Origin of the sequence: Kribbella sp. NPDC051952, assembly GCF_040680855.1 — a bacterium.
Lineage (GTDB): Bacteria > Actinomycetota > Actinomycetes > Propionibacteriales > Kribbellaceae > Kribbella.
Window position 1 is genome coordinate 317,255 of record NZ_JBFAXQ010000008.1, and the last position, 23,915, is coordinate 341,169.

At 67.8% G+C, this 23,915-nt stretch carries 27 protein-coding genes and 1 pseudogene; 17 read left to right on the top strand and 11 right to left on the bottom strand.

The window, feature by feature from the left end:
* Window positions 1-6: 6 nt before the first annotated feature.
* Genes AB0L70_RS18145 through AB0L70_RS18155 form a run of 3 tightly spaced genes read left to right on the top strand, consistent with a single transcriptional unit; the run spans window position 7 to window position 1,915 of the window.
* Window positions 7-603, top strand: coding sequence for a dihydrofolate reductase family protein (locus AB0L70_RS18145; RefSeq protein ID WP_363685326.1), 597 nt, complete (start codon window positions 7-9; stop codon window positions 601-603).
* On the top strand, window positions 600-1,520 hold the full coding sequence (locus AB0L70_RS18150) for an NAD(P)-dependent oxidoreductase (RefSeq protein ID WP_363685328.1): 921 nt from the start codon (window positions 600-602) through the stop codon (window positions 1,518-1,520). Before AB0L70_RS18145 ends, AB0L70_RS18150 begins: the two co-directional genes overlap by 4 nt.
* 11 nt (window positions 1,521-1,531) lie before the next feature.
* Complete coding sequence (locus AB0L70_RS18155) at window positions 1,532-1,915, top strand: PPOX class F420-dependent oxidoreductase (protein ID WP_363685330.1); 384 nt, start codon at window positions 1,532-1,534, stop codon at window positions 1,913-1,915.
* Window positions 1,916-1,920: 5 nt separating this feature from the next.
* Here AB0L70_RS18155 and dusB read toward each other — a convergent pair whose 3' ends face one another.
* The 5 genes from dusB to AB0L70_RS18180 all read right to left on the bottom strand — a co-directional run bounded on the left by dusB (window position 1,921) and on the right by AB0L70_RS18180 (window position 5,904).
* Window positions 1,921-3,042, bottom strand: a complete 1,122-nt coding sequence (gene dusB, locus AB0L70_RS18160) for a tRNA dihydrouridine synthase DusB (protein WP_363685332.1) — start codon at window positions 3,040-3,042, stop codon at window positions 1,921-1,923.
* A gap of 2 nt (window positions 3,043-3,044) precedes the next feature.
* Complete coding sequence (locus AB0L70_RS18165; RefSeq protein ID WP_363685334.1) at window positions 3,045-3,728, bottom strand: hypothetical protein; 684 nt, start codon at window positions 3,726-3,728, stop codon at window positions 3,045-3,047.
* Window positions 3,729-3,730: 2 nt separating this feature from the next.
* The gene (locus AB0L70_RS18170; RefSeq protein WP_363685336.1) at window positions 3,731-5,116 is read right to left on the bottom strand and encodes a glycine--tRNA ligase; all 1,386 of its coding nucleotides are present in this window, start codon (window positions 5,114-5,116) and stop codon (window positions 3,731-3,733) included.
* Between the two features lie 81 nt (window positions 5,117-5,197).
* Window positions 5,198-5,488 (bottom strand): antibiotic biosynthesis monooxygenase family protein, encoded by a 291-nt coding sequence (locus AB0L70_RS18175; protein ID WP_363685338.1) that lies wholly within the window; start codon window positions 5,486-5,488, stop codon window positions 5,198-5,200.
* Between the two features lie 62 nt (window positions 5,489-5,550).
* Complete coding sequence (locus AB0L70_RS18180; RefSeq protein ID WP_363685340.1) at window positions 5,551-5,904, bottom strand: YciI family protein; 354 nt, start codon at window positions 5,902-5,904, stop codon at window positions 5,551-5,553.
* A gap of 126 nt (window positions 5,905-6,030) precedes the next feature.
* Between AB0L70_RS18180 and AB0L70_RS18185 the strand changes: the two genes are divergently transcribed.
* The gene (locus AB0L70_RS18185; RefSeq protein WP_363685342.1) at window positions 6,031-6,339 is read left to right on the top strand and encodes a DUF6703 family protein; all 309 of its coding nucleotides are present in this window, start codon (window positions 6,031-6,033) and stop codon (window positions 6,337-6,339) included.
* Window position 6,340: 1 nt separating this feature from the next.
* Here the strand turns inward: AB0L70_RS18185 and eboE are convergent, their stop codons facing one another.
* Both eboE and AB0L70_RS18195 read right to left on the bottom strand, forming a co-directional pair.
* Window positions 6,341-7,492, bottom strand: coding sequence for a metabolite traffic protein EboE (gene eboE / locus AB0L70_RS18190; protein ID WP_363685344.1), 1,152 nt, complete (start codon window positions 7,490-7,492; stop codon window positions 6,341-6,343).
* Between the two features lie 104 nt (window positions 7,493-7,596).
* Window positions 7,597-8,922 (bottom strand): YibE/F family protein, encoded by a 1,326-nt coding sequence (locus AB0L70_RS18195; RefSeq protein WP_363685346.1) that lies wholly within the window; start codon window positions 8,920-8,922, stop codon window positions 7,597-7,599.
* Window positions 8,923-8,974: 52 nt separating this feature from the next.
* Here AB0L70_RS18195 and AB0L70_RS18200 point away from each other — a divergent pair, with 52 nt between their 5' ends.
* The 7 genes from AB0L70_RS18200 (at window position 8,975) to AB0L70_RS18230 (ending at window position 14,383) form a co-directional block, all read left to right on the top strand.
* Entirely contained in the window at window positions 8,975-9,922 is a 948-nt protein-coding gene (locus AB0L70_RS18200) for a metal ABC transporter substrate-binding protein (protein ID WP_363685348.1), read from the top strand.
* Window positions 9,919-10,677, top strand: coding sequence for a metal ABC transporter ATP-binding protein (locus tag AB0L70_RS18205; protein ID WP_363685350.1), 759 nt, complete (start codon window positions 9,919-9,921; stop codon window positions 10,675-10,677). The genes AB0L70_RS18200 and AB0L70_RS18205 overlap by 4 nt, the downstream gene beginning before the upstream one ends.
* Window positions 10,678-10,792: 115 nt before the next feature.
* Window positions 10,793-11,797 (top strand): metal ABC transporter permease, encoded by a 1,005-nt coding sequence (locus tag AB0L70_RS18210; RefSeq protein WP_363685352.1) that lies wholly within the window; start codon window positions 10,793-10,795, stop codon window positions 11,795-11,797.
* Between the two features lie 67 nt (window positions 11,798-11,864).
* Window positions 11,865-12,254, top strand: coding sequence for a Fur family transcriptional regulator (locus AB0L70_RS18215; RefSeq protein WP_363685354.1), 390 nt, complete (start codon window positions 11,865-11,867; stop codon window positions 12,252-12,254).
* Window positions 12,255-12,304: 50 nt separating this feature from the next.
* Complete coding sequence (locus AB0L70_RS18220) at window positions 12,305-12,739, top strand: MerR family transcriptional regulator (protein WP_363685356.1); 435 nt, start codon at window positions 12,305-12,307, stop codon at window positions 12,737-12,739.
* A 51-nt stretch (window positions 12,740-12,790) separates the two neighbouring features.
* A complete protein-coding gene (locus AB0L70_RS18225) occupies window positions 12,791-13,786 on the top strand; it encodes an aldo/keto reductase (protein WP_363685358.1) in 996 nt (331 codons plus the stop codon).
* 69 nt (window positions 13,787-13,855) lie between these two features.
* Window positions 13,856-14,383, top strand: coding sequence for a GNAT family N-acetyltransferase (locus AB0L70_RS18230; RefSeq protein WP_363685360.1), 528 nt, complete (start codon window positions 13,856-13,858; stop codon window positions 14,381-14,383).
* Here AB0L70_RS18230 and AB0L70_RS18235 read toward each other — a convergent pair.
* Complete coding sequence (locus tag AB0L70_RS18235; protein WP_363685362.1) at window positions 14,347-15,441, bottom strand: S-(hydroxymethyl)mycothiol dehydrogenase; 1,095 nt, start codon at window positions 15,439-15,441, stop codon at window positions 14,347-14,349. The genes AB0L70_RS18230 and AB0L70_RS18235 overlap by 37 nt on opposite strands.
* A 238-nt stretch (window positions 15,442-15,679) precedes the next feature.
* On the opposite strand from AB0L70_RS18235, the gene AB0L70_RS18240 reads away from it, so the two are divergent.
* From AB0L70_RS18240 to AB0L70_RS18255, 4 genes are read left to right on the top strand one after another with little or no spacing between them, the layout of a single operon-like run.
* Window positions 15,680-16,570, top strand: coding sequence for an ABC transporter ATP-binding protein (locus AB0L70_RS18240; protein WP_363685364.1), 891 nt, complete (start codon window positions 15,680-15,682; stop codon window positions 16,568-16,570).
* Complete coding sequence (locus AB0L70_RS18245; protein ID WP_363685366.1) at window positions 16,570-17,394, top strand: ABC transporter permease; 825 nt, start codon at window positions 16,570-16,572, stop codon at window positions 17,392-17,394. Before AB0L70_RS18240 ends, AB0L70_RS18245 begins: the two co-directional genes overlap by 1 nt.
* On the top strand, window positions 17,394-18,737 hold the full coding sequence (locus AB0L70_RS18250) for a sensor histidine kinase (protein ID WP_363685368.1): 1,344 nt from the start codon (window positions 17,394-17,396) through the stop codon (window positions 18,735-18,737). Before AB0L70_RS18245 ends, AB0L70_RS18250 begins: the two co-directional genes overlap by 1 nt.
* Entirely contained in the window at window positions 18,734-19,375 is a 642-nt protein-coding gene (locus tag AB0L70_RS18255) for a response regulator transcription factor (protein WP_363685370.1), read from the top strand. Before AB0L70_RS18250 ends, AB0L70_RS18255 begins: the two co-directional genes overlap by 4 nt.
* Here the strand turns inward: AB0L70_RS18255 and AB0L70_RS18260 are convergent.
* Entirely contained in the window at window positions 19,372-20,214 is an 843-nt protein-coding gene (locus tag AB0L70_RS18260; RefSeq protein ID WP_363685372.1) for a hypothetical protein, read from the bottom strand. The genes AB0L70_RS18255 and AB0L70_RS18260 overlap by 4 nt on opposite strands.
* 153 nt (window positions 20,215-20,367) lie before the next feature.
* Window positions 20,368-21,204, bottom strand: a complete 837-nt coding sequence (locus AB0L70_RS18265) for an isoprenyl transferase (protein WP_363685374.1) — start codon at window positions 21,202-21,204, stop codon at window positions 20,368-20,370.
* 118 nt (window positions 21,205-21,322) lie between these two features.
* Between AB0L70_RS18265 and AB0L70_RS18270 the strand changes: the two genes are divergently transcribed.
* Together AB0L70_RS18270 and AB0L70_RS18275 are read left to right on the top strand one after the other, a co-directional pair.
* A complete protein-coding gene (locus tag AB0L70_RS18270) occupies window positions 21,323-21,925 on the top strand; it encodes a hypothetical protein (protein ID WP_363685376.1) in 603 nt (200 codons plus the stop codon).
* A complete protein-coding gene (locus tag AB0L70_RS18275) occupies window positions 21,919-22,920 on the top strand; it encodes a hypothetical protein (RefSeq protein ID WP_363685378.1) in 1,002 nt (333 codons plus the stop codon). Before AB0L70_RS18270 ends, AB0L70_RS18275 begins: the two co-directional genes overlap by 7 nt.
* Window positions 22,921-23,406: 486 nt before the next feature.
* Here AB0L70_RS18275 and AB0L70_RS18280 read toward each other — a convergent pair.
* Window positions 23,407-23,915, bottom strand: a pseudogene (locus tag AB0L70_RS18280) (hypothetical protein); the annotation flags it as partial.

Consider the following 23,915-nt stretch of genomic DNA (forward strand, 5'->3'; position numbering starts at 1 on the left):
ACTGCTATGAGCAAGGTGATCGGCGCCCATTCCGTCTCGGTCGACGGCTACATCACCGGCCGCGACCCCGGCGAAGGGCGCGGCCTCGGCGACGCGTCGATGCTGTTCGACTGGTACTTCGACGGGGACCGGCCGAGCCAGGTGTTCGACGGTTTCCGGCTGAGCGAGCCGAGCCTCGCCGTCTTCGACGCGGAGGCCGCCCGCATCGGCGCCACCGTGGCCGGACGCAACACGTACGACGATTCCGGCTGGATCAACGGCGGGGCGCCACATCCGACCGCGCCGCTGTTCGTGCTCACTCACCGTCCGATACCGGACCTGAAGGACGAGCGGCAGACCGTCATCACCACCGGCATCGAGGACGCGGTCGAGGCGGCCCGCAAGGTCGCGGGTGACAAGTCCGTGGCCCTGATGGGCGGCGGCGCGCTGACGTCCGGGCTGGCCGCGGGCCTCGTCGACGAGGTGATCCTGCACCAGGTACCGATCCTGCTCGGCAGCGGCCGCAGCTTCTTCCAGGAGTTGCCGAAGCACGTGAACCTCCGGCTGCTGAACGTCGTACCGGCGCCCGGCGTGACACACCTGCACTACGAGGTGGTCCGATGATCCTCGTCACCGGTGGGCTCGGCATGATCGGCGCCCACACCGCTCGCGCACTCGTCGACCTCGGCCACGAGGTGGTGATCACGGGACATCGCCGTACCGACGTGCCCTCGTTCCTGGCGGGCAAGGTCGCGGTGGAGACTCTCGATGTCACCGACCGGGACGAGTTCCTTGCCCTGGGCAAGCGTTATGCGATCACCGACATCGTCCATCTGGCCGGCAGCATCCCCGGCGACGACCCGGTCGCGTACTTCCGGACCGACCTGACCGGTCTGCTCAACGCGTTGGACGCCGCGCGCGCCTGGGGTGTCCGCCGGTTCGCGGTCGCCAGCAGCATCGGCAACTACATCGGCCGGCCCGAAATCCCTTGGCACGAAGGGCTCGCGCTGCCGGACGCGGATCTGCCGCTGCTCATCATCGCGTTCAAGAAGGCCGTCGAGCCACTGACCGTACACAGTCTCCAGGACACCGGCATCCAGCCGATCCTGCTCCGGATCGGCAGCACCTGGGGACCGCTGATGGACCCGGAATCACCGTTCAATCCGATGCCGCCGTACGTCAGCGCCATCCTCCGCGGCGACAAGCCACCACCTCTGTACGCCGACGACGGCGGCGACTTCTGCTACGCACCCGACTCAGGACGTGCGATCGCCCTCCTCACCACCACCGAGACTCTGCGCCACCGCATCTACAACGTCTCCAGCGGCCGCCCGGCAACCAACCGCGAGCTCGTTGAGGCCGTGCAGGCGAACATCCCCGGCCTCGACCTCGACCTCCTCCCCGGCCGCCAGTCTGGCCCCGGCGAGGACCCGTACCTGGACATCACCCGCCTCACCGAGGACACCGGCTTCACCCCAGACTTCGACCCTGCCAAAGCAGTCGCCGACTACATCTCCTGGCGCACCGACAACGCCCGCTGAAGGAGCACACCATGCTTGATCCCGCCATCCGCGAGGTCCTCGAGACCGCCTCGTTCGCACACCTCGCCACCGTTCTGCCGGACGGCTCGCCCCACAGCACCCCGGTCTACGTGGGCGCCCGTGGCGAGCAGATCGTCTTCTTCACCGGCCCGGGCATGCGCAAGGCGCGCAACCTGCGGCGCGACCCGCGCCTCGCGCTGTCCATCGCGCCCGTCGGCAATCCCTACGAGCCCGTGGTGGTGCGTGGGCGGGTTGTCGAGTGGATCGAAGGGGATGCGGCCTGGGAGATCGTCGACCAGCTCGCGATGAAGTACGTCGGCCAGCCGTACCCGCGAGGGCAGGAACGCGTCGTCGCAGTAATTGAGCCCGACCACCAAAAGGCCGGCATGAGCTGAACGGTTCAGCCGCCGGAGACGCCTATTTCGGCTTCGGAGAGGTCGGTGGTCAGGCCGTCGGTGTCGTCCAGCCAGCCGTGGGGCAGGACGATGTGGTCCCGGGGGCTGCCTTGGCGGCCTCGGGGGGCGCCCAGTTCGGCGGCCGGGAAGGGGATGGTCGGGTCCAGCTGGCTCAGCAGTTCGTCCAGCTGGGTCAGGGATTCCACCATTCCCAGGGCGGCGCGGAGTTCACCGCCGGCCGGGAATCCCTTCAGGTACCAGGGCACGTGCTTGCGGAAGTCGCGAAGGCCGCGCTGCTCCCCCATCAGGTCGGCCAGCAGTTCGCCGTGACGCCGCATCACCGTGGTGACCTCGCCCAGCGTCGGCAGATTCAGCGCCTCACCACCGGCGAACGCGACGGCGAGGTCGCGGAACAACCACGGCCGGCCGAGGCACCCGCGCCCGACGATCACCCCGGCGCATCCGGTCTCGGCGACCATCCGCAGCGCATCCCCGGCTTCCCAGATGTCGCCGTTGCCGAGCACCGGGATACTCACGTGGTCGACCAGTTCGGCGATCGCCGACCAGTTCGCCTGACCCGAGTACGCCTGGGCCGCCGTTCGTCCGTGCAGCCCGATCGCCGCGGCACCCGAGTCCGCCGCGATCCGGCCGGCGTCCAGGTAGGTCTGGTGGTCGGCGTCGATCCCGATCCGGGTCTTCATCGTGACGGGTACGCCGTACGGCGTCGCGGCGTGGACCGCCGAGCGCAGGATCGCGCCGAGCAGGTTGCGCTTCCACGGCAGCGCGGCGCCGCCGCCCTTGCGGGTCACCTTCGGGACCGGGCAGCCGAAGTTCAGGTCGATGTGAGCGACGCCGTACTGATCGCAGAGGATCTGCACCGCGCGACCGATGTACGTGGGGTCGACGCCGTACAACTGCACCGAGCGGACCGTCTCACGCTCGTCGAACGTGAGCATGTCGAGCGACTTCTGGTCACCCTCGACGATCCCGCGCGAGGTGATCATCTCGCACACGTACAGCCCGGCACCCTGCTCGGCACAGAGCCGCCGGTACGCCGCATTCGTGATGCCGGCCATCGGCGCCAGCACCACGGGCGTGTCGATCGTGAGGTTGCCCAGCTTCAACATCGTTAAGCCTTCGCCACCAGCACCTGGCCGTTGCCGGAAACCTGTGCTTTGTAAGGCTGTACGGCGTTCGCCGTCGTCGTCACGTCGCACGCGATCGGCGCACCGGAATGCTTGACCACGGCAACATCATCCATCGTGCAGGTCACCTTGGCCGCGTCGGTCACGGTCCGCAGCACCGCGTCGACCACCTTCGGCTTCACGATCGCGACCGACTCGGAAGTGAACTTGTACGACGCGGTGTACTGCTTCGCGTCGACCGTCAACGAGCCGCTGTAGGACTTCCCGGCGTACGTGACTGTGCAGGTGAGGTCGTGCTTGCCAGGCGTCTCGGCGGTCTCGATGCCCGGGCACTTGACCGTCGTGGCCGCGGCGCGGCCGGCCGCGATCTGGGCCTGCTTGGCGATCGCGAACCGGATCCGCTCGGCCAGCGGCGCGTCGTTCTCCGGGGTGCCGGTCACCTTCGGCGTCGGCCACGGCTTCGACGGGGTCGGCAGCGGGGTCAGCGACGGCGACGAAGCGGTCGGGATCGGCGCACTCGACGGACCGCTCGAAGCCGGTGTCGACGGAGCGGGCGTGTTGCTCGCGTCCGGCTTGCTGTCCGAGCACGCGGACAGCAGGAACACCGCGAGTGCGGACAGGCCGAAGACAGCCAGGCCGAAGCGCAACCGATCCCTCGACATCCGCATGGTCAGCAACCCACCAGGTGCTGGGCCAGGTATCCGGTGACCTCGGTCAGCGCGACCCGCTCCTGCTTCATCGAGTCGCGCTCCCGGATCGTCACCGCCTGGTCCTCGAGGGTGTCGAAGTCGACGGTGATGCAGTACGGCGTACCGATCTCGTCCTGGCGGCGGTAACGGCGGCCGATCGCACCGGCGTCGTCGAAGTCGACGTTCCAGTTCTTCCGCAGCTCGGCGGCCAGGTCCTTCGCCTTCGGGGACAGGTCCGCGTTGCGGGACAACGGCAGTACGGCGGCCTTGACCGGCGCGAGCCGCGGGTCGAAGCGCAGCACCGTCCGCTTGTCCACGCCGCCCTTGGCGTTCGGCGCCTCGTCCTCGGTGTAGGCGTCGAGCAGGAACGCGAGCACGTTGCGGGTCAGCCCGGCCGCGGGCTCGATCACGTACGGCGTCCAGCGCTCACCCTTCTCCTGGTCGAAGTACGACAGGTCGGCGCCGGAGTGCTTGGAGTGCGTGGACAGGTCGAAGTCGGTCCGGTTCGCGATGCCCTCGAGCTCGTCGAACTCCTTGCCGCCGAAGTTGAACTTGTACTCGATGTCGACGGTGCGCTTGGAGTAGTGGCTCAGCTTCTCCTGCGGGTGCTCGTAGAACCGCATGTTCTCCGGGTTCAGCCCGAGGCCGGTGTACCAGTCCCAGCGCGCCTTCAGCCAGTACTCGTGCCACTCCTCGTCCGAGCCGGGGACGACGAAGAACTCCATCTCCATCTGCTCGAACTCGCGGGTCCGGAAGATGAAGTTGCCGGGGGTGATCTCGTTGCGGAAGCTCTTGCCGATCTGGGCGATGCCGAACGGCGGCTTCTTCCGGGCCGTGCCCATCACGTTCGCGAAGTTGATGAAGATGCCCTGCGCGGTCTCCGGGCGCAGATAGTGCAGGCCCTCCTCGGACTCGACCGGGCCGAGGTAGGTCTTGAGCAGGCCGTTGAACATCCGCGCCTCGGTGAACGTGCCCTTGTTACCGCAGTTCGGGCAGGCGATCTCGGCGAGTTTGACCTCGTCGGCGTCCTTGTTCTTCCGGCGGGCGTAGTCCTCGCGCAGGTGGTCGTCGCGGAACCGCTTGTGGCAGGACTGACACTCGGTCAGCGGGTCGACGAACTCCGACAGGTGCCCGGACGCCTCCCAGACCTTGGTCGGCAGGATCACCGAGGAGTCCAGGCCGACGATGTCGTCGCGGCTCGTCACCATCGCGCGCCACCACTGGGTCCGCACGTTGTTCTTCAGCTCGACGCCCAGCGGCCCGTAGTCCCAGGCCGACTTGGTTCCGCCGTAGATCTCGCCGCACGGGTACACGAAGCCTCTCCGCTTACTGAGGCTGACGACGGCATCGACGGTTTCCACGGGCACTTTTAAACTCCAGAACGGGGCACAGTTGCAATACGGAAAGGTCCAGGCTATCGGTCCGGGGTGGCCGAAGTCGCATCCGTGCTACGGAAGGAACTCGGCGAGGTCCTCGTAGGCGGTGGGTTCGTCGATCGCCCGGGACAGCAGCGGCACGGCGGTCAGCTTCACCTCGTACGGCGACAGGGCCCGACGATAGCTGCCCACGTTCTCCCACTCCAGGTTCAGCGCCAGCAACTCAGGGTCGTCGAGATTGCGCCCGACCTGGGCCGACACGAACCCCTTCTGCTGCGCCAGTACGTCGACGGCAGCCTGAGCGCGGACGGCGAACTCCGCCTGCTCTGGCTCCCCCACCCGGAACCTGATCACCACGAACACCCGGCCCACCCTAAGGCCCACCCGGTACGCCGTTGTCCACAGGCCCGGGTGGGCCGGCCCGATCAGGCCTCCGGGTCCTCCCCGAACTTGCGGACGTCCTGCGCGCACCGGCAGGCGACCGCGATCTTCGCGGCCCACTTGAGCGCCTCGTCCCGGGTCGGCACGTTCACGATCGTCGCGCCACCGAGGAGGCCCTTGCTGTCCGCGTACGGGGCGTCCGTGATCGTCCCGTCGGTCCCCACGACCGCGTGCTCCACGTCGTTGCCGTCGTAGATCAGCCCACCGCCGACGACGTACGCACCGGCGTCCTTGGCCTCCTGGATCACCGCGTGGGAGGCCTCGACCACCGCGGGAAAGTCTTCCTCCGGGATGTGGTCCATCGAACCGTTCCCGAACGAAATCAAGTACCGCGACATCTCTACTCTCCTTGTCCTGGCAGCCACCGCCGGCCACCTTCACCCCAGCAACGAACGCGGCGGCCCCGATCCGACAGGTCACCGGCAGAAATTCTCACCGTAGCCCCGGCCTGGAACAATGGGGCAATGAGCTCCTCCAGCAGTCAGCCGGTGAGTCCGCTCCGGCAGCGGATCACGAAGATCAGTTACCCGTACGTGGCCAGGCTGCACGGGATGCCCAAGCTCACCCTGCCCGGGATCACGCTCGTCCTCGCGCTGATCGGAGTCTTCGCTCCCGTTCCGGCGGCCGTCCCGGCCCTGATCCTGCTCGCACTCCTGCTGTCCTGGCTCGGCTTCCTCTCCTGGCCGGTCGTTTCCACCGGCCCCCGCCTGCTCCGGATCTTCTCGATCCTGGTGATCCTGCTCTTCGCCGTCTCCCGCATCGCCAGCAGCTGACTCAGTGCACCTCCTGCAGCCCTAGGGCGGTCAGGCGGTCGCGGATCCAGCCCAGTTCCTTGGCGATCCGCTTGGCCAGTTGCTGCTTGGTCCTAGGCACGCGCGGCCAGGAATAGACCTCCGACTCCAGGTGATGCGTGAGCGGATGCCCGCCGCCGACCAGCCTGTTCAGGCAGTCCTCCAAGCCCAGCGTCGTCGCCGAGAGCGGGACCGGTGGCGCGGTGTGGGCGGGCAGATGGGCGTGCATGCGCCAGGCCGAGTGACCGGACAGCTGGTACGCCTGCGCGACATCGTCGACGCCTGGCCCACCCCACTCGCGGACCTGCCGCAGGTACTTCGGAGTCCCGAGCAGATTGAGTGCGTAGCGACCGGCCAGATCGCCTGGGTCGACCAGAGTCGGAGCCACCGACAGCTGGGCCTTCACCACGTCGACGCCGGCCCGCCACAACGTCTCGAACGCGTCCGCCGGCTCCTCGAACTGCACCGCCAGATGACACGCATCGAATCCCAGTCCGATCCGGGACGAACCGGCGTACGGGCTCGCGTAGCGGCTGAGCCAGCCGGCGGCCTGGCCGATCATCTCGAGTACGGCACCCGGTTCGGGTTCGACCGCGAGGCGGATCCGCCGGCCGGTGCGGCTCTCGGTCCGGGCGAGATGCTGCTCGACCCGGTCGAACGCCTCGCGAGCCGCCTTGTTGCGCGCCTTCGACCACGGCACCCGCCAGGCGAGCGACAACGTCGAGACCGAGCCGTACGACGCGTCCGCCGGGAGCAACTCGGCCAGTACGTCGATCAGATCGACCGTGTATCGGAGTCGCTCGGGCTCGGTCCAGTCCGGGCAGAACAGCTTGGTGCCGACCACCTCGTCGGTGAAGTGGTCGTGCGGAATGCCGTTCAGCGTGACGACTTCCAGCTGGTTCCGCGTCAGCGACCGGCGCAGCTTGTTCAGGGCGGTCGGCGAGTTCGCCAGCCGATCGGCCAGCGAGCTCGCGAACCACAGGCCGATGTCGAGCACCGGCACATCCAATTCCTCCCGGACCAGCGCCGCGCAGCCGTCGAGGCCGGCGATCACCCCGTCCAGGTCGTCGGCGGGATGAACGGTCGTGCTGTATCCCAGGCGGACGGTCGAGCCGTCCCGATGACGGAACCTCATCAGCTCTCCTCAACCCCGTGAGCCACAGAAGGTAATCGTGGGCGGACTCTCTGTGACCTATCTGCACTCTAGGAGCCGATGAGCGTGGGTGGAAGGGCTGATTTTCAGTTGGTGGCGTGAATGTGTTCCGGTTCGGCGCTGACCAGCTCGCGGGAGCGGTCGGCGACCGCCATCGCGGCCAGGGCGGTGGTGAGCGGGACGGCCGCGATGATGCCGAGGCTGCCGACCAGGCCGCGGACGACCTCCATCGCGACCAGTTCGGTGGACAGTACATACCGGCCGGGCAAGCCCTGGATCGCGAACGTGATCAGGATGGGCATGGCGGCACCGGCGTACGCGAGAACGAGGGTGTTGACCACCGAGGCGACGTGGGTGCGGCCGATCCGCAGGCCGGCGCCGACGAGCTCACGCCGGTTCGCCGCCGGGTTCGCGGCGGACAGCTCCCAGACCGCTGCCGCCTGCGTGACCGTGACGTCGTCGAGCACCCCCAAGGCGCCGATCACCATCCCGGCCACGAGCAGCCCGGTGAGGTTGATGTCCGGCGCGAACTGTTTCGCCGCCGAGGCCCCGTCCGAGGCGAGGCCGCTCAACTGGCAGAGCTTGGTGAAGAACCACCCGAGGAACACCGTCAGCCCCAGCGCCGCGATCGTTCCCGACAGCGCGATCGAACTCTCCGCATTGATCCCGTGCGTGAGGAACAGCGCTATCGCCATGATCACGGCACCGCCGACCACCGCGACCACCAACGGATTCGAGCCCTTGAGGATCGCGGGCAGGATGAACTGGGTCAGCATCACCGCAGTCACCGCGAGCGCGATCAACGCCGCGAATCCACGCCACCGCGACAGCGCCACCACCGCAACCGCGAAGATCGCGGCCAGCAGCAACAACGGCTTCGTCCGGTCGTGGTCGACGTACTGGTACCGGTCGTTGAGGGTCGTCGCGCTGGTCTGGACGCCGAGCATGACCGTCTGGCCGACCTTGACCGGGATCGGGACCTGATCGCCGGTCGGCACCTGGACGGCCGCGACCTTCCCCTTGTCCGGGCCGCTGGCCAGCTTGACCGCCGCCTCTTCGCACTTGTCCTTCGGATCCGTGCACGCCTTGAGCCCCGTCACCTGACCACGAGCCGTGTCGGTCTGGTACGACGTGACCTTCACACCGCCGCCCGGCCACATCACGATCATCGCGACCACGGCCGCCGTGATCAGCGGGATCAGGATCGCGGCGACGACGATCCGGACCCGGCGGGCGACGATCGCGTCCGAATTCACCACCGAGGTGTCGACCACGTGATCGCCGTGGCCGTGACCGTGCCCATGACTGTGCCCATGACTGTGTCCGTGCCCGTGGCCGCCCGGAATGTTCAGCTTGCGTTTGCGGTTGCTCCGGTGGTCGGCGCGCCTGCGCCCGACAGTACGGCTGGCCATCGGTGAACTCCCTGTTTTGACAATGACTTCCAATAAACTGAAAATGATTGTCATGAGATCTTCTCATCGTGCCGTCGTCGCCGGCATCACCGCCCTGGCTGCCATCACCCTGGCCGGGTGCGGCGGCTCGGCCGCCGACAACTCCGGCGACGGGAAACTCGACGTCGTGACGTCGTTCTACCCGCTCGAGTTCATCGCTCGCACAGTGGGTGGCGACGCGGTCAAGGTGACCACCCTGACCGCACCGGGAGTCGAGCCGCACGATCTCGAACTGACCCCGAAGCAGGTCGGCCACGTCGCCACCGCGAAGGTCGTCGTGTACGAGAAGGGTCTGCAGCCGGCCGTCGACGAGGCCGTCGAGCAGAACGCCAAGGACGCCGGTTTCGACGTCGCCCCGGCCGCCAAGCTGGAAGCGACCGGCGCCGATTTCGAGGAGCACCAGCCCGGTGAGGTCGAGCCGGCCGCGCACACCGAGGACGCTCTCGACCCGCACTTCTGGCTCGACCCGCTCCGGTACGCCGATGTCGTCAAGGCGGTCGAGGAGCGGCTGGTCTCCGCCGACAGCGCAAACGCCGAGGGGTACCACCTGCGGGCGAAGACCCTGCTGACCCAGATCGGCAAGCTCGACACCGACTTCAAGACCGGCCTGGCCGACTGCAGACTCAAGACCTTCGTGACGAGTCATCAGGCCTTCGCCTACCTGGCGAAGCGATACGGTCTGACGATGGTCGGCATCGCCGGGTTCACCCCGGACGCCGAGCCGACGCCGAGCCGGATCAAGGAGGTCCAGGACATCGTGAAGGCCCAGCAGGTGACCACGATCTTCTACGAGGAGCTGGTCAGCCCGAAGGTGGCCGAGACGATCGCCCGGGACGTCGGCGTACAGACCGCCGTACTGAGTCCGATCGAGGGGCTGTCGGACGCGAACTCCGCCGAGACCTACCTGACCCTGATGCGGGGCAACCTGCAGGAGCTCCGAAAGGCGAACAGCTGCGCGTGACACCTCAGGACAGCACCGCGAAGGCCGTTCAGGTCGCCGATCTGTCGGTCGAGCTGGGCGGCCGGCTCGTGCTCCGGGGCGTCGACCTGCAGATCCGCCCGGGCGAGGTGGTCGCGGTCCTCGGTACCAACGGCTCCGGCAAGTCCACGCTGATCCGGACCGTCGTCGGCCTGCTCCCGGCCGCCCGGGGCGAGGTTCGTCTTTTCGGTACGCCGGTCCCCCGGTTCCGGCACTGGAGCCGGATCGGGTACGTCCCGCAGCGCATCACCGCGGCCGGCGGCGTACCGGCGACTGTGTACGAGGTGGTCTCGTCCGGGTTGCTGTCCAAGCGACGGATGTTCCGTCCGCTGGGCGCTGCCGGGAAGCAGGCGATCGAGCAGGCGCTGGAGATCGTCGACATGGCGGACCGGCGCAGGGACGCGGTCGCCGAGCTGTCGGGCGGGCAGCAGCAACGGGTCCTGATCGCCCGGGCGTTGGTGTCGGATCCGGAGTTGCTGATCCTCGACGAGCCGACCGCCGGGGTGGACCTGGCCAGCCAGCAGATCTTCGCGGACGCGATCCACGAGCGGGTCGCCCGCGGCACCACCGTGGTGATGGTCAGCCACGATCTCGGTCCGATGGACGCACTGATCGACCGCTCGGTCGTCCTCCGCCGCGGCCGGATCGTGTACGACGGCCCACCCCACGCCTCCCAGACCCACGCCCACGTCCACCACTCCCACACCGAAGACGACCCGGGGTGGCTGACCTCGTGACTGTATTGACTGCCTCGCTGCCGCTCGGCGGGTCATGGGGCTGTGACTCCCGCCCTTCCCTCGTCACTCCAGTCGCTTCGCTCCCTGCGCTCCTCAGTCCAGGGCGGGAGGCCCCATGACCATGTTCGAGCTCGAGTTCATGCAGCGGGCTTTGATCGCCGGGCTGCTGACCGGTCTGTCCGCGCCGGCGATCGGCACGTTCCTGGTGCAGCGGCGGCTGTCGCTGATGGGTGACGGGATCGGGCACATCGCGATCACCGGTGTCGCCCTCGGCCTGCTCACCGGGACTGCGCCGGTGTTCACCGCGATCATCGTGTCGATTGCCGGTGCGACCGCGATCGAGCTGGTCCGCGCCCGCGGCAAGGCCAGCGGCGACGTAGCCCTCGCACTCCTCTTCTACGGCGGTATCGCGGGCGGTGTGCTCCTGATCGGGCTAGCCGGCCAAGGCGCGGCCACTCTGAACACCTATCTGTTCGGTTCACTCACCACCGTGTCCCCCAGCGACCTGTACGTCGTAGTCGGCCTGGCCGTAGCCGTCCTGGTAGTCGCGATCGGCCTTGGCCCGCAGCTGTTCGCCGTCTGCCAGGACGAGGAGTTCGCGCGTACGACGGGCCTCCGGGTCCAGCTGCTCAACCTGGTGATCGCGGTGATGGCCGCGGTGACGGTGACCGTGGCGATGCGGACCGTGGGTCTGCTCCTGGTCAGCGCGCTGATGGTGGTCCCGGTGGCGACCGCTCAGCAGCTGACCAGGTCCTTCCGCAGCACGTTCGTCACGGCATGCATCATCGGCGTCGTCGCGTGTCTGGCCGGCATCATCACGTCGTACAACGCGAACGTGGCTCCCGGCGCGACCATCGTCGTACTGGCGCTGGCCGGATTCGTGGTGGCGGCAACGATCGGGACGCTGCTGCGACGGCGGTCCGGCCGGGTGCGCCCGCTGGCGGACGAGGAGCCGGAGGTCGGCGTACCGGCGCCGGAGCCGCATGTGGTCAGCCCCGGGCACCCACACGCGCACAGTCAGGCGTGCGGTCACAAGAAGGTCGAACACGGCGATCACGTCGATTACGTGCACGACGGTCACCTGCACGCGGCACACGGTGATCACTGGGACGAGCACTGATTTGCTGACTTCTGAGAGAATTGGCGGGTTACCGGGGAACAGCGGTGACGAGAGGACAGGAGGAACGGTGGCCATCGGAACACGCTCGACCCGTCAGCGCGCGGCGGTCGCGTCGGCGCTCGACGCCCTCGACGACTTCCGGACCGCCCAGGAGATCCACCAGGAGCTCCGGTCCGGCGGTGAGGCCGTCGGCCTGACCACGGTCTACCGGACCCTGCAGGCACTCGCCGATTCCCGCGAGGTCGACGTACTGCGGACGGCCGACGGCGAGACGGCGTACCGGCGCTGCTCGAAGGGTCACCACCACCACCTGGTCTGCCGCAACTGTGGCCGCACGGTCGAGGTCGAAGGCCCGGCGGTCGAGCGCTGGGCGGACAAGGTCGCGGCCGAGCACGGGTACGCCGACATCAGCCACACGCTGGAGATCTTCGGCACCTGCGCCGACTGCCAGAAGTGACCTAGATCACCTTTGCCTTTGAGCGCACTCAAAGGCGTACGGTCGAAGACATGAGCGCGACGGAGTTGCTGAAGCCGGTCGATCGGCAGTTGCTGGGTCTGCTGGAACTTCCCGACGACCTGCCGGAGCGGCTCTCGATCGCGGAGGCGGCCGCGATCACCGGGCTGACCGCCCACACCCTGCGCTACTACGAACGGATCGGCCTGGTCCAGGTCGGCCGCGACGACGCCGGCTACCGCAGCTACAACCAGCAGGCGATGGCCCGGATCGTGTTCGTCACGCGACTGCGTGCCTCCGGCATGTCGATCGGCACGGTCAGCCACTACCTGGACCTGGTCCTCCAGGGCGATCACACCGAGCCCCAGCGGCTCGCCCTGATGGAGGAGCACCGGGCCAGGATCCATCAGCAGCTGCACGATCTGCGGCTCGCACTCGCGGTGACCGACTACAAGATCACCGTGTACGGCGGCACCGCCGCCCCGTAACCCACCTTCACCTGACCGGCCGGCCACTCGGGCCCGTCGGTGGGCGGAGCCATGTCAACTTCTCTGGAGATCACGATGAAACTGGGCACCACTGGCGCCGAAGTGAGCCGGCTCGGCCTCGGCTGTATGGGCATGAGCTTCGCCTACGGCCAGGGCGACGACACCGAGTCGGTCGCTACCGTGCACCGCGCACTCGACCTCGGCATCACCTTCCTGGACACCGCCGACATGTACGCCGCCGGCGTCAACGAGCAACTGGTCGGCCGTGCGATCGCGGACCGCCGGGACGAGGTGTTCCTGGCCACCAAGTTCGGCATCATGGGCGATCCGCGGGACCGGGCCGTGCGGATCGTGAACGGCTCGCCGGAGTACGTGCGCGCCTCGATCGACGCCTCGTTGCAGCGGCTGGGTGTCGACCACGTCGAGCTGTACTACCAGCACCGCGCGGATCCCGGCGTACCGATCGAGGAGACGGTCGGGGCGATGGCCTCGCTGGTGGATGCGGGGAAGGTGCGGTATCTCGGGCTGTCCGAGGCATCGGCCGACACGATCCGGCGGGCGCACGCCGTCCACCCGATCACCGCGGTGCAGTCCGAGTGGTCGCTGTTCAGCCGCGACATCGAGGACTCGGTACTGCCGACGTGTCGTGAGCTCAGGATCGGGATCGTGCCGTACTCACCACTCGGCCGTGGAATGCTGACCGGCGTACCGCAGGACCTCGCCGACGACGACTTCCGGCGTTCGCTGCCGCGCTTCCACGACGAGAATCTGAAGGCGAACCTCGCCCTGGTCGAGGAGATCCGTGCCGTCGCGGCGCGGTACGACGCCACCCCGGGACAGGTCGCGCTCGCCTGGGTGCTTGCGCAGGGCAACGACGTTGCGCCGATCCCGGGGACGAAGCGGCGCCGCTACCTCGAGGAGAACGCCCGGGCGCTCGACCTCGAACTGGCGGCCGACGACCTGGCCGCGCTCTCCAAGCTGGCCCCGAGCGGCGAGCGCTACCCGGACATGACCTGGGTCGACCGGAACACTGCCACCCTGGACTGATAAACTGACCGCAGTAAGCCTTCTTCCGGACCTTCCGGCGGGAGGCTTTTCTGCGTCCTGAGGAGGCTTATGTTCGTACGGCGAATCACCGCTGAGGATCGCGCCGTGATGGAGCGGTTGTGGTTGTTGTTCCGGCACGACCTGTCCGAGTTCCAGGGTCAACTCCCGCGGCCGGACGGGAGCTATCGGAGCGAATGGCTGGAGAACGTCCTCACCGGCGATCCCGAGTGGGCCGGGTATCTGGTCTTCAGTGGGGAGAGCCCGGTCGGCTTCTGTTTCCTGCGCGCGCTCAGCCAACCCGCCCGGGTGCTCAACGCGTTCTTCGTGGTCCGACCGGTCCGGCGGCAGGGACTCGGGCTGCGCGCGGTGCTCGAAGTGCTTGCTCAGCACCCCGGGCCGTGCGACGTCGCGTTCCAGGACAACAACCCGAAGGCCGTGCGGTTCTGGCAGCGGGTCGCAACCGAGCTGTCCGGGGACGCCTGGACGTCAGAACGCCGGCCGATCGCCGGACGTCCCGAAGCCACTCCAGACGTCTGGATCTCGTTTCAGATCCCCGAGTTTCAGAACACGACGACCGAGCGCAGCACGTCACCGTGATGCATCTTGGTGAACGCAGCCTCGACCTCGTCGAGCGCGATCGTCTCGGAGACGAAGCGATCCAGCGGTAGCCGGCCCTGCAGGTGCAGGTCGATCAGCAGCGGGAAATCACGGCTCGGCAGGCAGTCGCCGTACCAGCTCGACTTCAGCGAACCGCCGCGGCCGAAGAAGTCGAGCAGCGGCATCTCCAGGGTCATGTCCGGCGTTGGTACGCCGACCAGGACGACGGTGCCGGCCAGGTCCCGGGCGTAGAACGCCTGCTTCCACGTCTCCGGGCGGCCGACCGCGTCGATCACCACATCCGCACCGAACCCACCGGTCAGCTCCTGGACCGCCGCGACGACTCCGTCGTGGTCGAGGTCCTTGGAGTTGATCGCGTGGGTGGCGCCGAGCTCCTGGGCCACGGTGAGCTTGCGGTCGTCGATGTCGATGGCAATGACCTTCGCGGCCCCGGCCAGGCGGGCTCCGACGACTGCCGCCGTACCGACTCCGCCGGAGCCGATCACGGCGACGGTGTCACCGCGGCCGACGTTGCCGGTGTTGATGGCGGCGCCGAGGCCGGCCATCACGCCGCAGCCGAGCAGACCGGCGACCTCGGCCTTGGCGGCCGGGTCCACCTTGGTGCACTGACCGGCCGCGACCAGGGTCTTGTCGGCGAACGCGCCGATGCCGAGGGCCGGGCTGAGCTCGGTGCCGTCGGCCAGCGTCATCTTCTGCTTGGCGTTGTGCGTGTTGAAGCAGTACCAGGGGCGACCACGCAGGCAGGCGCGACAGTTGCCGCAGACAGCCCGCCAGTTCAGTACGACGAAGTCGCCGGGCGCGACGTCCGTGACACCGTCACCGACCGACTCGACGATCCCGGCCGCCTCATGACCGAGCAGGAACGGGAACTCGTCGTTGATGCCGCCCTCGCGGTAGTGCAGGTCCGTGTGGCACACGCCGCACGCCTGGATCTTCACCACCGCTTCCCCCGGGCCGGGATCGGGGATGGTGATCTCCTCGATCGACACCGGCAGACCTTTGCCCTTCGCCACCACACCACGCACCGTCTGAGCCATGCCCCGAACGCTAACCGCCTCCGACCGATCCCGTCATCCTTCACGGGCGTGGCGGCGTACCTAAGGACAGGTAGTAGGCGTCTACGTACATCCTCCCGCCCGCCTGAGCAGCCTCCGATGCCGTCCGGCGGGACGACTACTACCTGTCCTTGGGTACGCCACTGTCCACCGGTCGGGGGACAGCGGGTAGCCCGGGCGGTGCTCCCGGTGGACGGTGCCTGGGCGGGAAAGTTGAGACATGGAAACAGACAACGCAGTGAGGGTGCGGGGCCTGGTGAAGCGGTACTCGGACAAGGTGGCCGTCGACGGGGTCGACCTGGACATCCATCGGGGTGAGGTCTTCGCCCTGCTCGGGCCGAACGGAGCCGGCAAGACCACGACCACGGAGATTCTCGAGGGGTATCGCCGTGCGGACGAGGGTGAGGTCAGCGTGCTCGGGAGCGACCCGGGACACGCCGACCGGCTCTGGCGGAGCCGGATCGGGATCGTCCTGCAGACCTCGCGCGACGAGGCCGAGTCGACGGTGTCGGAGCTGGTCAACCACTACGCCGGCTACTACCCGAACCCGCGTGACCCCGACGAGGTGATCGCGGCCGTCGGCCTCGAGGAGAAGCGCAAGACCCGGCCGCGCAAGCTGTCCGGCGGTCAGCGCCGGCGCCTCGACGTCGCCCTCGGCGTGATCGGCAACCCGGAACTGCTGTTCCTGGACGAGCCGACGACCGGCTTCGACCCCGAAGCGCGCCGCCAGTTCTGGAGCCTGATCGAGAACCTGCGGACGGGCGGAACCACCATCCTGCTGACCACCCACTACCTGGACGAGGCCGAGCACCTGGCCGACCGGGTCGGGGTGATCGCGGACGGCAAGATGATCGAGGTCGGTACGCCGGAGACGCTCGGCGGGCGTGGAGCCCGGACCGCGCGGGTCTCCTGGAGCGACGCCGACGGACCGCACGAGCTGCGCACCGACAAGCCCTCGGCCGAGGTGGCCGCACTGATGGCCCGCTTCGGCGGCGAGGTTCCCGAGCTCGAGGTCCGCCGCCCGAGCCTCGAAGACATCTACCTGGACCTGATCGGCAAGGCCTCCGCGGCCGACCCTGCCGCTGTTGCGATGGAAGCTGGAGCACTCTGATGGCTCACTCGACGACCACTACGAAGCCGCTGCCCTCGACCCTGTCGGTGGGCCTGGCCCGGACCAAGCTCGAGGTCCGCGAGTTCTTCCGCGAGCGCGAGGCGCTGATCTTCACCTTCTTCTTCCCGATCATCTTCCTCGGCATCTTCTCCGCCGTCTTCGGCGACACCGACTTCAACGGCGTCAACGCGGCGACGTACTTCACTCCCGGGATGATCGCCTCCGGCATCTTCCTGAGCAGCTTCCAGTCGCTGTCGATCAGCATCGCGCTCGAGCGTGACGAGGGCCTGCTGAAGCGGCTGCGCGGTACGCCGATGCCTCCGCAGTCGTACTTCATCGGCAAGATCGGCCAGGTCCTGGTCACCTCGATCGCCCAGTTCGCGCTGCTGCTGGCGATCTCCGGGCTGCTGCTCGGCGTGGACATCCCGACCGACCCGGCCAAGTGGCTCAACTTCGTCTGGATCTTTGTGCTCGGTACGGCGTCCGGGTCGGTACTGGGGATCGCGTTCAGCGTCGTACCGAAGTCCGGCAAGGCCGCGTCCGCGGTGGTCACCCCGGTGGTGCTGCTGCTGCAGTTCATGTCCGGTGTGTACTTCGTCTACAGCAGCCTGCCGGCCTGGATGCGCGGCGTGGCCTCGGTCTTCCCGCTGAAGTGGCTGGCGCAGGGAATGCGGTCGGTGTTCCTGCCGGCCGGGTTCGAGGCGACCGAGCCGGCCGGGTCCTGGCAGCTCGGGCTCGGCGCGATCGTCCTGACGGTCTGGCTGGTGGTCGGCCTGATCATCGCCCAGCGCGTCTTCCGCTGGACCCGCCGGGACGCGGGCTGATGGAAGAGCTCCCCGGTACGACGTCGGCCGCTCCGGCCCGGCGTCGTACCGTGCTCTCCGAGGCGGACCGTCGTACCCCTGTCTGGACCGGACCTCGTGTCTGGATCCTGGTGTGGAGGAAGATAGGCGCCGTGGAGAACTCTGCCGGCGCGATCGACCAGCCTGTGTGGACGCGCGCCCTGATCGGGTGGCACATCGTGTTCTGGGTGCTGCTCGGGACGACGCTGGTGCTGTCGTTCACCGGTGGGCTCAGTCAGACCCGGCAGATCGTGTTCGTCGGCGCGGTGGTCGTGCTCGGGACGGCGTACCAGCTGATCGCCCGGCCCGCGATCCAGTCCCGGCGGCGGGTTCCGTCGTACGCCTATCGGCTGGTGCTGATCGCCTGCTTGATGGTGCTGATCGGGCTGTATCCGCAGTCGGTGTTCCTGATGTTCATCGCGTCGGCGCAGATCTGGCTGCTCTGCCAGGACGTGCGCGAGGGGGCCGTGCTCAGCCTGGTGCTGGTGACCGGAGTGGGCACCGCGCAGCTGTGGAGTGCGGGGTGGGGCTGGGACGCGTTCTGGGAGATCCTGCCGTGGATGCTGGTCAGCCTGGTGGTGAGCCTGCTCTTCGGCATCTGGATCGAGAAGGTGATCACCCAGAGTCAGCAGCGGGCGGAGCTGATCGAGCAGCTCGAGTCGGCCCGGGACGAGTTGAACGAGGTACATCACAGTGCTGGCGTGATGGCCGAGCGGGAGCGGATGGCGCGGGAGATCCACGACACGCTCGCGCAGGGGATGACGAGCATCGTGATGCTGTCGCAGGCAGCGTCGGTCGAGCTGGACCGTGGCGCGACGGCCGACGCCTCGGCTCGGTTGAAGGCGATCGAGGACACCGCCCGGGAGAACCTGGCCGAGGCGCGGGCATTGGTTGCCGCGTTCACCCCAGTTGCGTTGTCGGGGGCAACGTTGACAGAGGTGTTGCGGCGGCAGGCCGAGCGGTTCGCGGCCGAGACAGGGGTCGACGTACAGGTGTCGCTGGATCTTCCGGATGAGGAGGTCGCGGCGCTGCCGCAGGCGCAGCAGGTGGTGTTGTTGCGGTCGGCGCAGGAGGCGCTGGCGAACGTACGCAAGCACGCTGGGGCGACGCAGGTGCGGATCACGCTGGGGCTGTCGGACGGCGGGGTGTGGATCGAGATCCGCGACGACGGGTCCGGGTTCACTCCGGCTGCCGTGTCCGGTGGCTTCGGGTTGAACGCGATGCGAGGGCGGGTCGAGGAGTCGGGTGGGTCGGTGCAGGTGGAGAGCTCGCCGGGCAACGGGACGCGCGTACAGGTTTTGATTCCTGCTGGGGAGGATGCGTGATTCGGGTCTTGGTGGTCGACGACCATCCGGTGGTGCGGTCCGGGCTGATCGGGATGCTCGCGGCGACCGACGACATCACGGTGGTCGGCGAGGCCGGCGACGGTCAGGAGGCCGTGGCGATGGTCGAGTCGACGCGTCCTGACGTCGTACTGATGGATCTGCGGATGCCGCGGATGGACGGCGTCGCCGCGACGGGTGCGATCGTGCCGGAGTACCCGTCCACGCGGGTGCTTGTGTTGACGACGTACGACACAGACACCGAGATCCTGCACGCGGTGGAGGCCGGCGCGGCGGGCTATCTGTTGAAGGACACGCCGCATGCCGAGCTGCTGAACGGGGTTCGCGCGGCAGCACGTGGCGAGACGGTCCTCGCGCCACCGGTTGCGGCGCGGTTGATGTCACGTCTGCGTACGCCGGCACCGTCCGCGGCCGCACAACCTTCACCCCGTGAGCTCGAGGTCCTCGCCGCTGTTGCCCGCGGCCTCAGCAATGCGGAGATCGGCCGGGAACTGTTCATCGGCGAGGCCACGGTGAAGACGCATCTCCAGCGCCTGTTCGCGAAACTGGACGTCGACGACCGTACGCGCGCCGTCACAGTAGCAATCGAGCGCGGCCTGCTGCCGTCCCCCGGGCGTTAAAGCTCGTTGACGGTACTGCTGCGACCGTGCCCGTCGCGCTCGCTGTAGCTGTAGGTCTGGTCGATGACGATCTCGTCGCCAGGTGCCAGCCGGGGCGGCAGACCTGCGCCGATCGCTCGCTCGGTCTCGACCCGGGCCGCCGTCGCGGCTGCAGACTCAGCTGGGACCTGGGTGAGGTGCTGCGACAGCGCGTTCGCCTGGCGCGTGGCCGCGAATACCTCGTTGTTCACGGCGTGCCGGGTGCTGCTCGCCGCGGCGTAGTGCCTGCCCTGATCAGTGACCGGCAGCTCGGCCACCGAGAACCTTCCGACCGCGGTCCGGGCAGTGTCCAGCCGGGCGTCGATCTCCTTGAGGGTGACGGTGGTGAGCTTGACCTGGTTCTGGAGGCCGGTCAGGTCGCCGCGCAGCTTCTTGGTCTCTTCGGTCTCGCCGCCGGTCAGCTGCTCGAGCTTGTCCAGGTGAGCCAGACCGTCCGCGAGTGCCTCGGCCCGATCGGGTAGGTCCTTGCGCAGATCGTTCAACTCCTGCTGCATGTCGCCGAACTGCGCGATCATCGGACCGGCCTCGTCCTGAACATAGTGGAATCCCTCCCGCAGGCGCATGTCCGCGGTGTTCCGCTCGTCGTCGTTCCTGGCCTGCCTGGAGTTGCTCTCCAGGAACTTGAGCACCTCCACGCTCGTGCTCAGCACCTTGACGTCGTCCAGCCGCTGGCTCAGCGCGCGGCCGAACTCGGAGTCCGCCTGCAGGCCACGCCCGGCCGCATCCAGCGTCGCCCGGGCATCGGCCAGCGCGATGGTGACCTGACCGGTGCGGTAGGCAACTTCCAGCTCGTCGGCCATGCGGTGCTTTGCTCCTCGGTGCGGTTGTGCGGTCGGGGGCGATCAACGATCGTAGACGTGCGACGGGTCCTCCGCGTTCCCGGTGGGCCGGGGTCCTGCTGGGCCGGGTCCCGGTGGGGTCGGCGTACTTACCGTGGAGCTGTTCGGCTCGGCTTACTGGCCGGCGACCTGGTTCGGTACGGCGCCGCCGTACCGACGGTCGCGTTGGGCGTAGAGCTCGATCGCACGCCACAGGTCACGCCGGTCGAAGTCCGGCCAGAGGGTGTCGAGGAAGACCATCTCGGCGTACGCGAGCTGCCAGACCAGGAAGTTGCTCGTCCGCTGCTCCCCGGACGAGCGGACGAACAGGTCCACCTCCGGGATGTCCGGGGCGTAGAGGTGCCGCGCGATCGTCTTCTCGGTGATCCGGTCCGGCTTGAGCTTGCCCGCGGCAACCTCCGCCGCGATCGACTTCATCGCGTCGGCGATCTCCGCCTGCCCGCCGTAGTTCACGCAGAACTGCAGGGTGATCGTGTCGTTGTCCTTGGTCCGCTCCTGGGCGTACTCCAGTTCGTCGATCACCGACTTCCAAAGCCGCGGCCTGCGCCCGGACCACACCACCCGGACCCCCATCGCGTCGAGCTCGTCCCGCCTGCGGTGGATCACCTCGCGGTTGAACCCCATCAGGAACCGCACCTCTTCCGGCGAGCGCGCCCAGTTCTCCGTCGAGAACGCGTACGCCGAGATGTACTTCACCCCGATCTCGATCCCGCCCTTGATCACATCCAGCAGCGAAGCCTCGCCCGCCTTGTGCCCCTCGGTCCGCGGCAGCCCGCGCTGCTTGGCCCACCGCCCGTTCCCGTCCATCACGATCGCCACATGCCGGGGCACCAACTCCGCCGGAATCCGAGGCGCCCGGGCCCCCGAAGGATGCACCTCCGGCGGCACCACCACCTTCTCCCCCGCCCGCAGCCCCGCAACCCGACCCCGACGACGACCCAATGGCGACATACCCCGATCCTCCCATCCACCCATTTCCCACCCCCGCCCGCCTGTGGATAACCCACCCCGTCGAACACCCTCCGTATGACACCCTTACACCACCCGCAACCGAACGGAGCCGCCTCGCATGACCCGCCGACCCCTGACCACAGCCGCCGCCACGCTCAGCCTCCTCCTGCTGACCGCCTGCACCGGCTCCCCCGAGGCCGGCCACCCCAACACAACCCCACCGCCCCCCACCAGCACCCCCACCCCAACAGCCCCGTCCACCCCAACCTGGACCCCAGAACAACAAACCGCGATCACCGCCGCCAAGGCCCGCTATCTGACAGCCACCGCGGCAGTAGATCAAGCGCTCGCGAACCCGGCCGCACTGAATCGTGCGTCTCTCGAGAAGGCTGGCGTCGGCGGGGAATGGATCATCACCGTCATCGATCAAGCCAGGTCAATGACGCGTAGCGGCTGGTATCAGACCGGCAGGACCGTGGTTGCCAGCACGGCAGTCACGTCAGTGAATGCAGGCGGAGCACAACCAGAGGTGAAGCTCACCAACTGCCTCGACAGCTCGAAGCTGGTCATCAGATTCAAAAAGGACGGTAAGCCGGTACCAACAGGCCCCGACAACGGGCGTCGTCACCAGTTTGCGTCTCGTCTGGTGTATGCCCCACCCGCTCCGGGTGGGACAAAGATGTGGTTCTTGATCTCCGACAAGGACTCCGGAACATGCTGAGTCGACCTCGACAACTCGCCCTGATCGGTTTGGTGATTCTGGCCAGCGTCATTGCCTGTTGTGGCAGCACCGCGTCGGCGCTCGACAAGCCGCCACCACCAGGTCCCAACTACGAATGGGTCTGTGCCCTCCGCTACTGCCGATGGGTCGCCACCAGCCTCGTGAGTCCCACACCCACGCCTGGTAAGCCCGGAAAAGCTGGAACGCACGACCAGAAAACGAAGCCTGTGTGCGAGTTCCATGGTGCCGCGCAGGCATGCGTCGACACGCAGCTCGGTAACTGGTCGAACAGCCAGCAGTGCTACATGCGCCGGGAAGTGCCACAACCTCAGCCCAATGACCCGCGCTGGAAAGGGCACACCGACGGCAGCATTTGGGCTTGTGTGCGGGAGATCGGGTACGACCAAGGTCGGCATCTCGTGACGGAATGGGTGTGGCTGCCTGGACGGCCTGACACCGTGGTGATCGATCCGGTCACCCTCGCGTATCAGGCTATTGCGGCCATGCAGTTGGCGCCGCCTCTTGTTAAGACGGCGCCTGGGGTTGGGCAGGTTGGGTTGGTGAATATGCCGGCCTGGTTCTGGGTGGATAAGACGGAGAACACTTGGGGGCCGATTGTGCGGTCGGCGAGTGTGCCTGGGCTGACTGTTACTGCTACTGCTCAGGTGAAGGCGGTCAACTGGTCGCTCGGGGACGGGAACACCATTCGGTGCGCGGGCCCAGGGACGCCGTACGACAAGTCCATGGAAGTCAAGGACTCTCCTGACTGCGGGCACCGCTACAAGAAGACGTCCCGCGAGCTGCCGAACTGCAAGTACCCGGTGACCGCTACCGCCCAATGGAACATCACCTGGCAAAGCACCCTCGGCGACACCGGCCAGATCTCCATGACCCAACAAGCCCCCACCCAACTCCGCATAGCCGAAGCCGTCCCCGTCCTCGTCGACCCCGACGGCGGATCGCACCAAGCCGCCCCCACCAACACCACCTGCTGAGCCGCCCGCCGCGGCACCTTCAGACCGCCGGGCGCGCCAGCGTTGCCGCACGCAGACGCTCGCTACGGGCAATCCAAGTGGAGACCCACACCGCGTCCAAGCGAGACACCATTCGTCCTCCTGCCACAGTGGTTTCGCCATCCCCGTCCTGGCGTCCGGGCGTCCTCGCGTCCTCGCGTCCTCGCGTCCTGGCAAGACTCCCCGAGTCTTCGCAGCTCATGCATCTATCGACGCGACACTCCAACGTCCCGCTACCTGCCCGAGAACCGCACGCTAACGCTCGGCCTTCGTCCTCGATCCGCGGCAAAGCTTCGGAAGACCGGAGGCGAACGCATCAGGCAGATGCTTGCTCAGATGGATGGTGGTCGTGGACCGGTGTTGCCGGCGGCACCTAGTCCGCTGACGATCGCGATGCCGGTGAACGGTTGATTGACGACCGGCTGTGGTGGTGTAGTCAGCAACTGCGGGCGACGGGTTGTCGCGCGATCAGCAAGTGCGGGTTGCGGGTGGTGTCGTTGCTGGGGCGCCGGCTGGGTCGACGAGGACTGGGCGGAGCTCGGTGACTCTGAGGGGTGTTGAGCGGCTGAAGTTGAGGGGGATGTCGCCTTCCATCCCGCCGCCGGTCCAGTGGACGTTCCAGTACGCGGTCGCGGTGACCTGGTAGCTGCCGGACTTCGCGCAGCGTGACGTCTTCCGGTACTTGTATCCGCAGGTCGGCGACGCCGGTATGTCCTTGAGTGATTTGCCCTCGGCCATCGCGCGGCTGAACGGCGTACCCGCTCCCTTGCAAGTGATCGTCTCGCCCGCGCCCATCGACCACTCAATCCGGTCCACAGTCCCGGTCGCCTCGATTGCGACGCCGCCGACCGCCGCCCGCTTGGTTTGCGGACCGGTCGTCGTCGCCCCTGGATCGCTGACCCACATCCAGATCGGAACATTGACGATGCCTTCATGGGTGGCACTTTGGACATACGGCGACAATCCCAGCTGCGGAG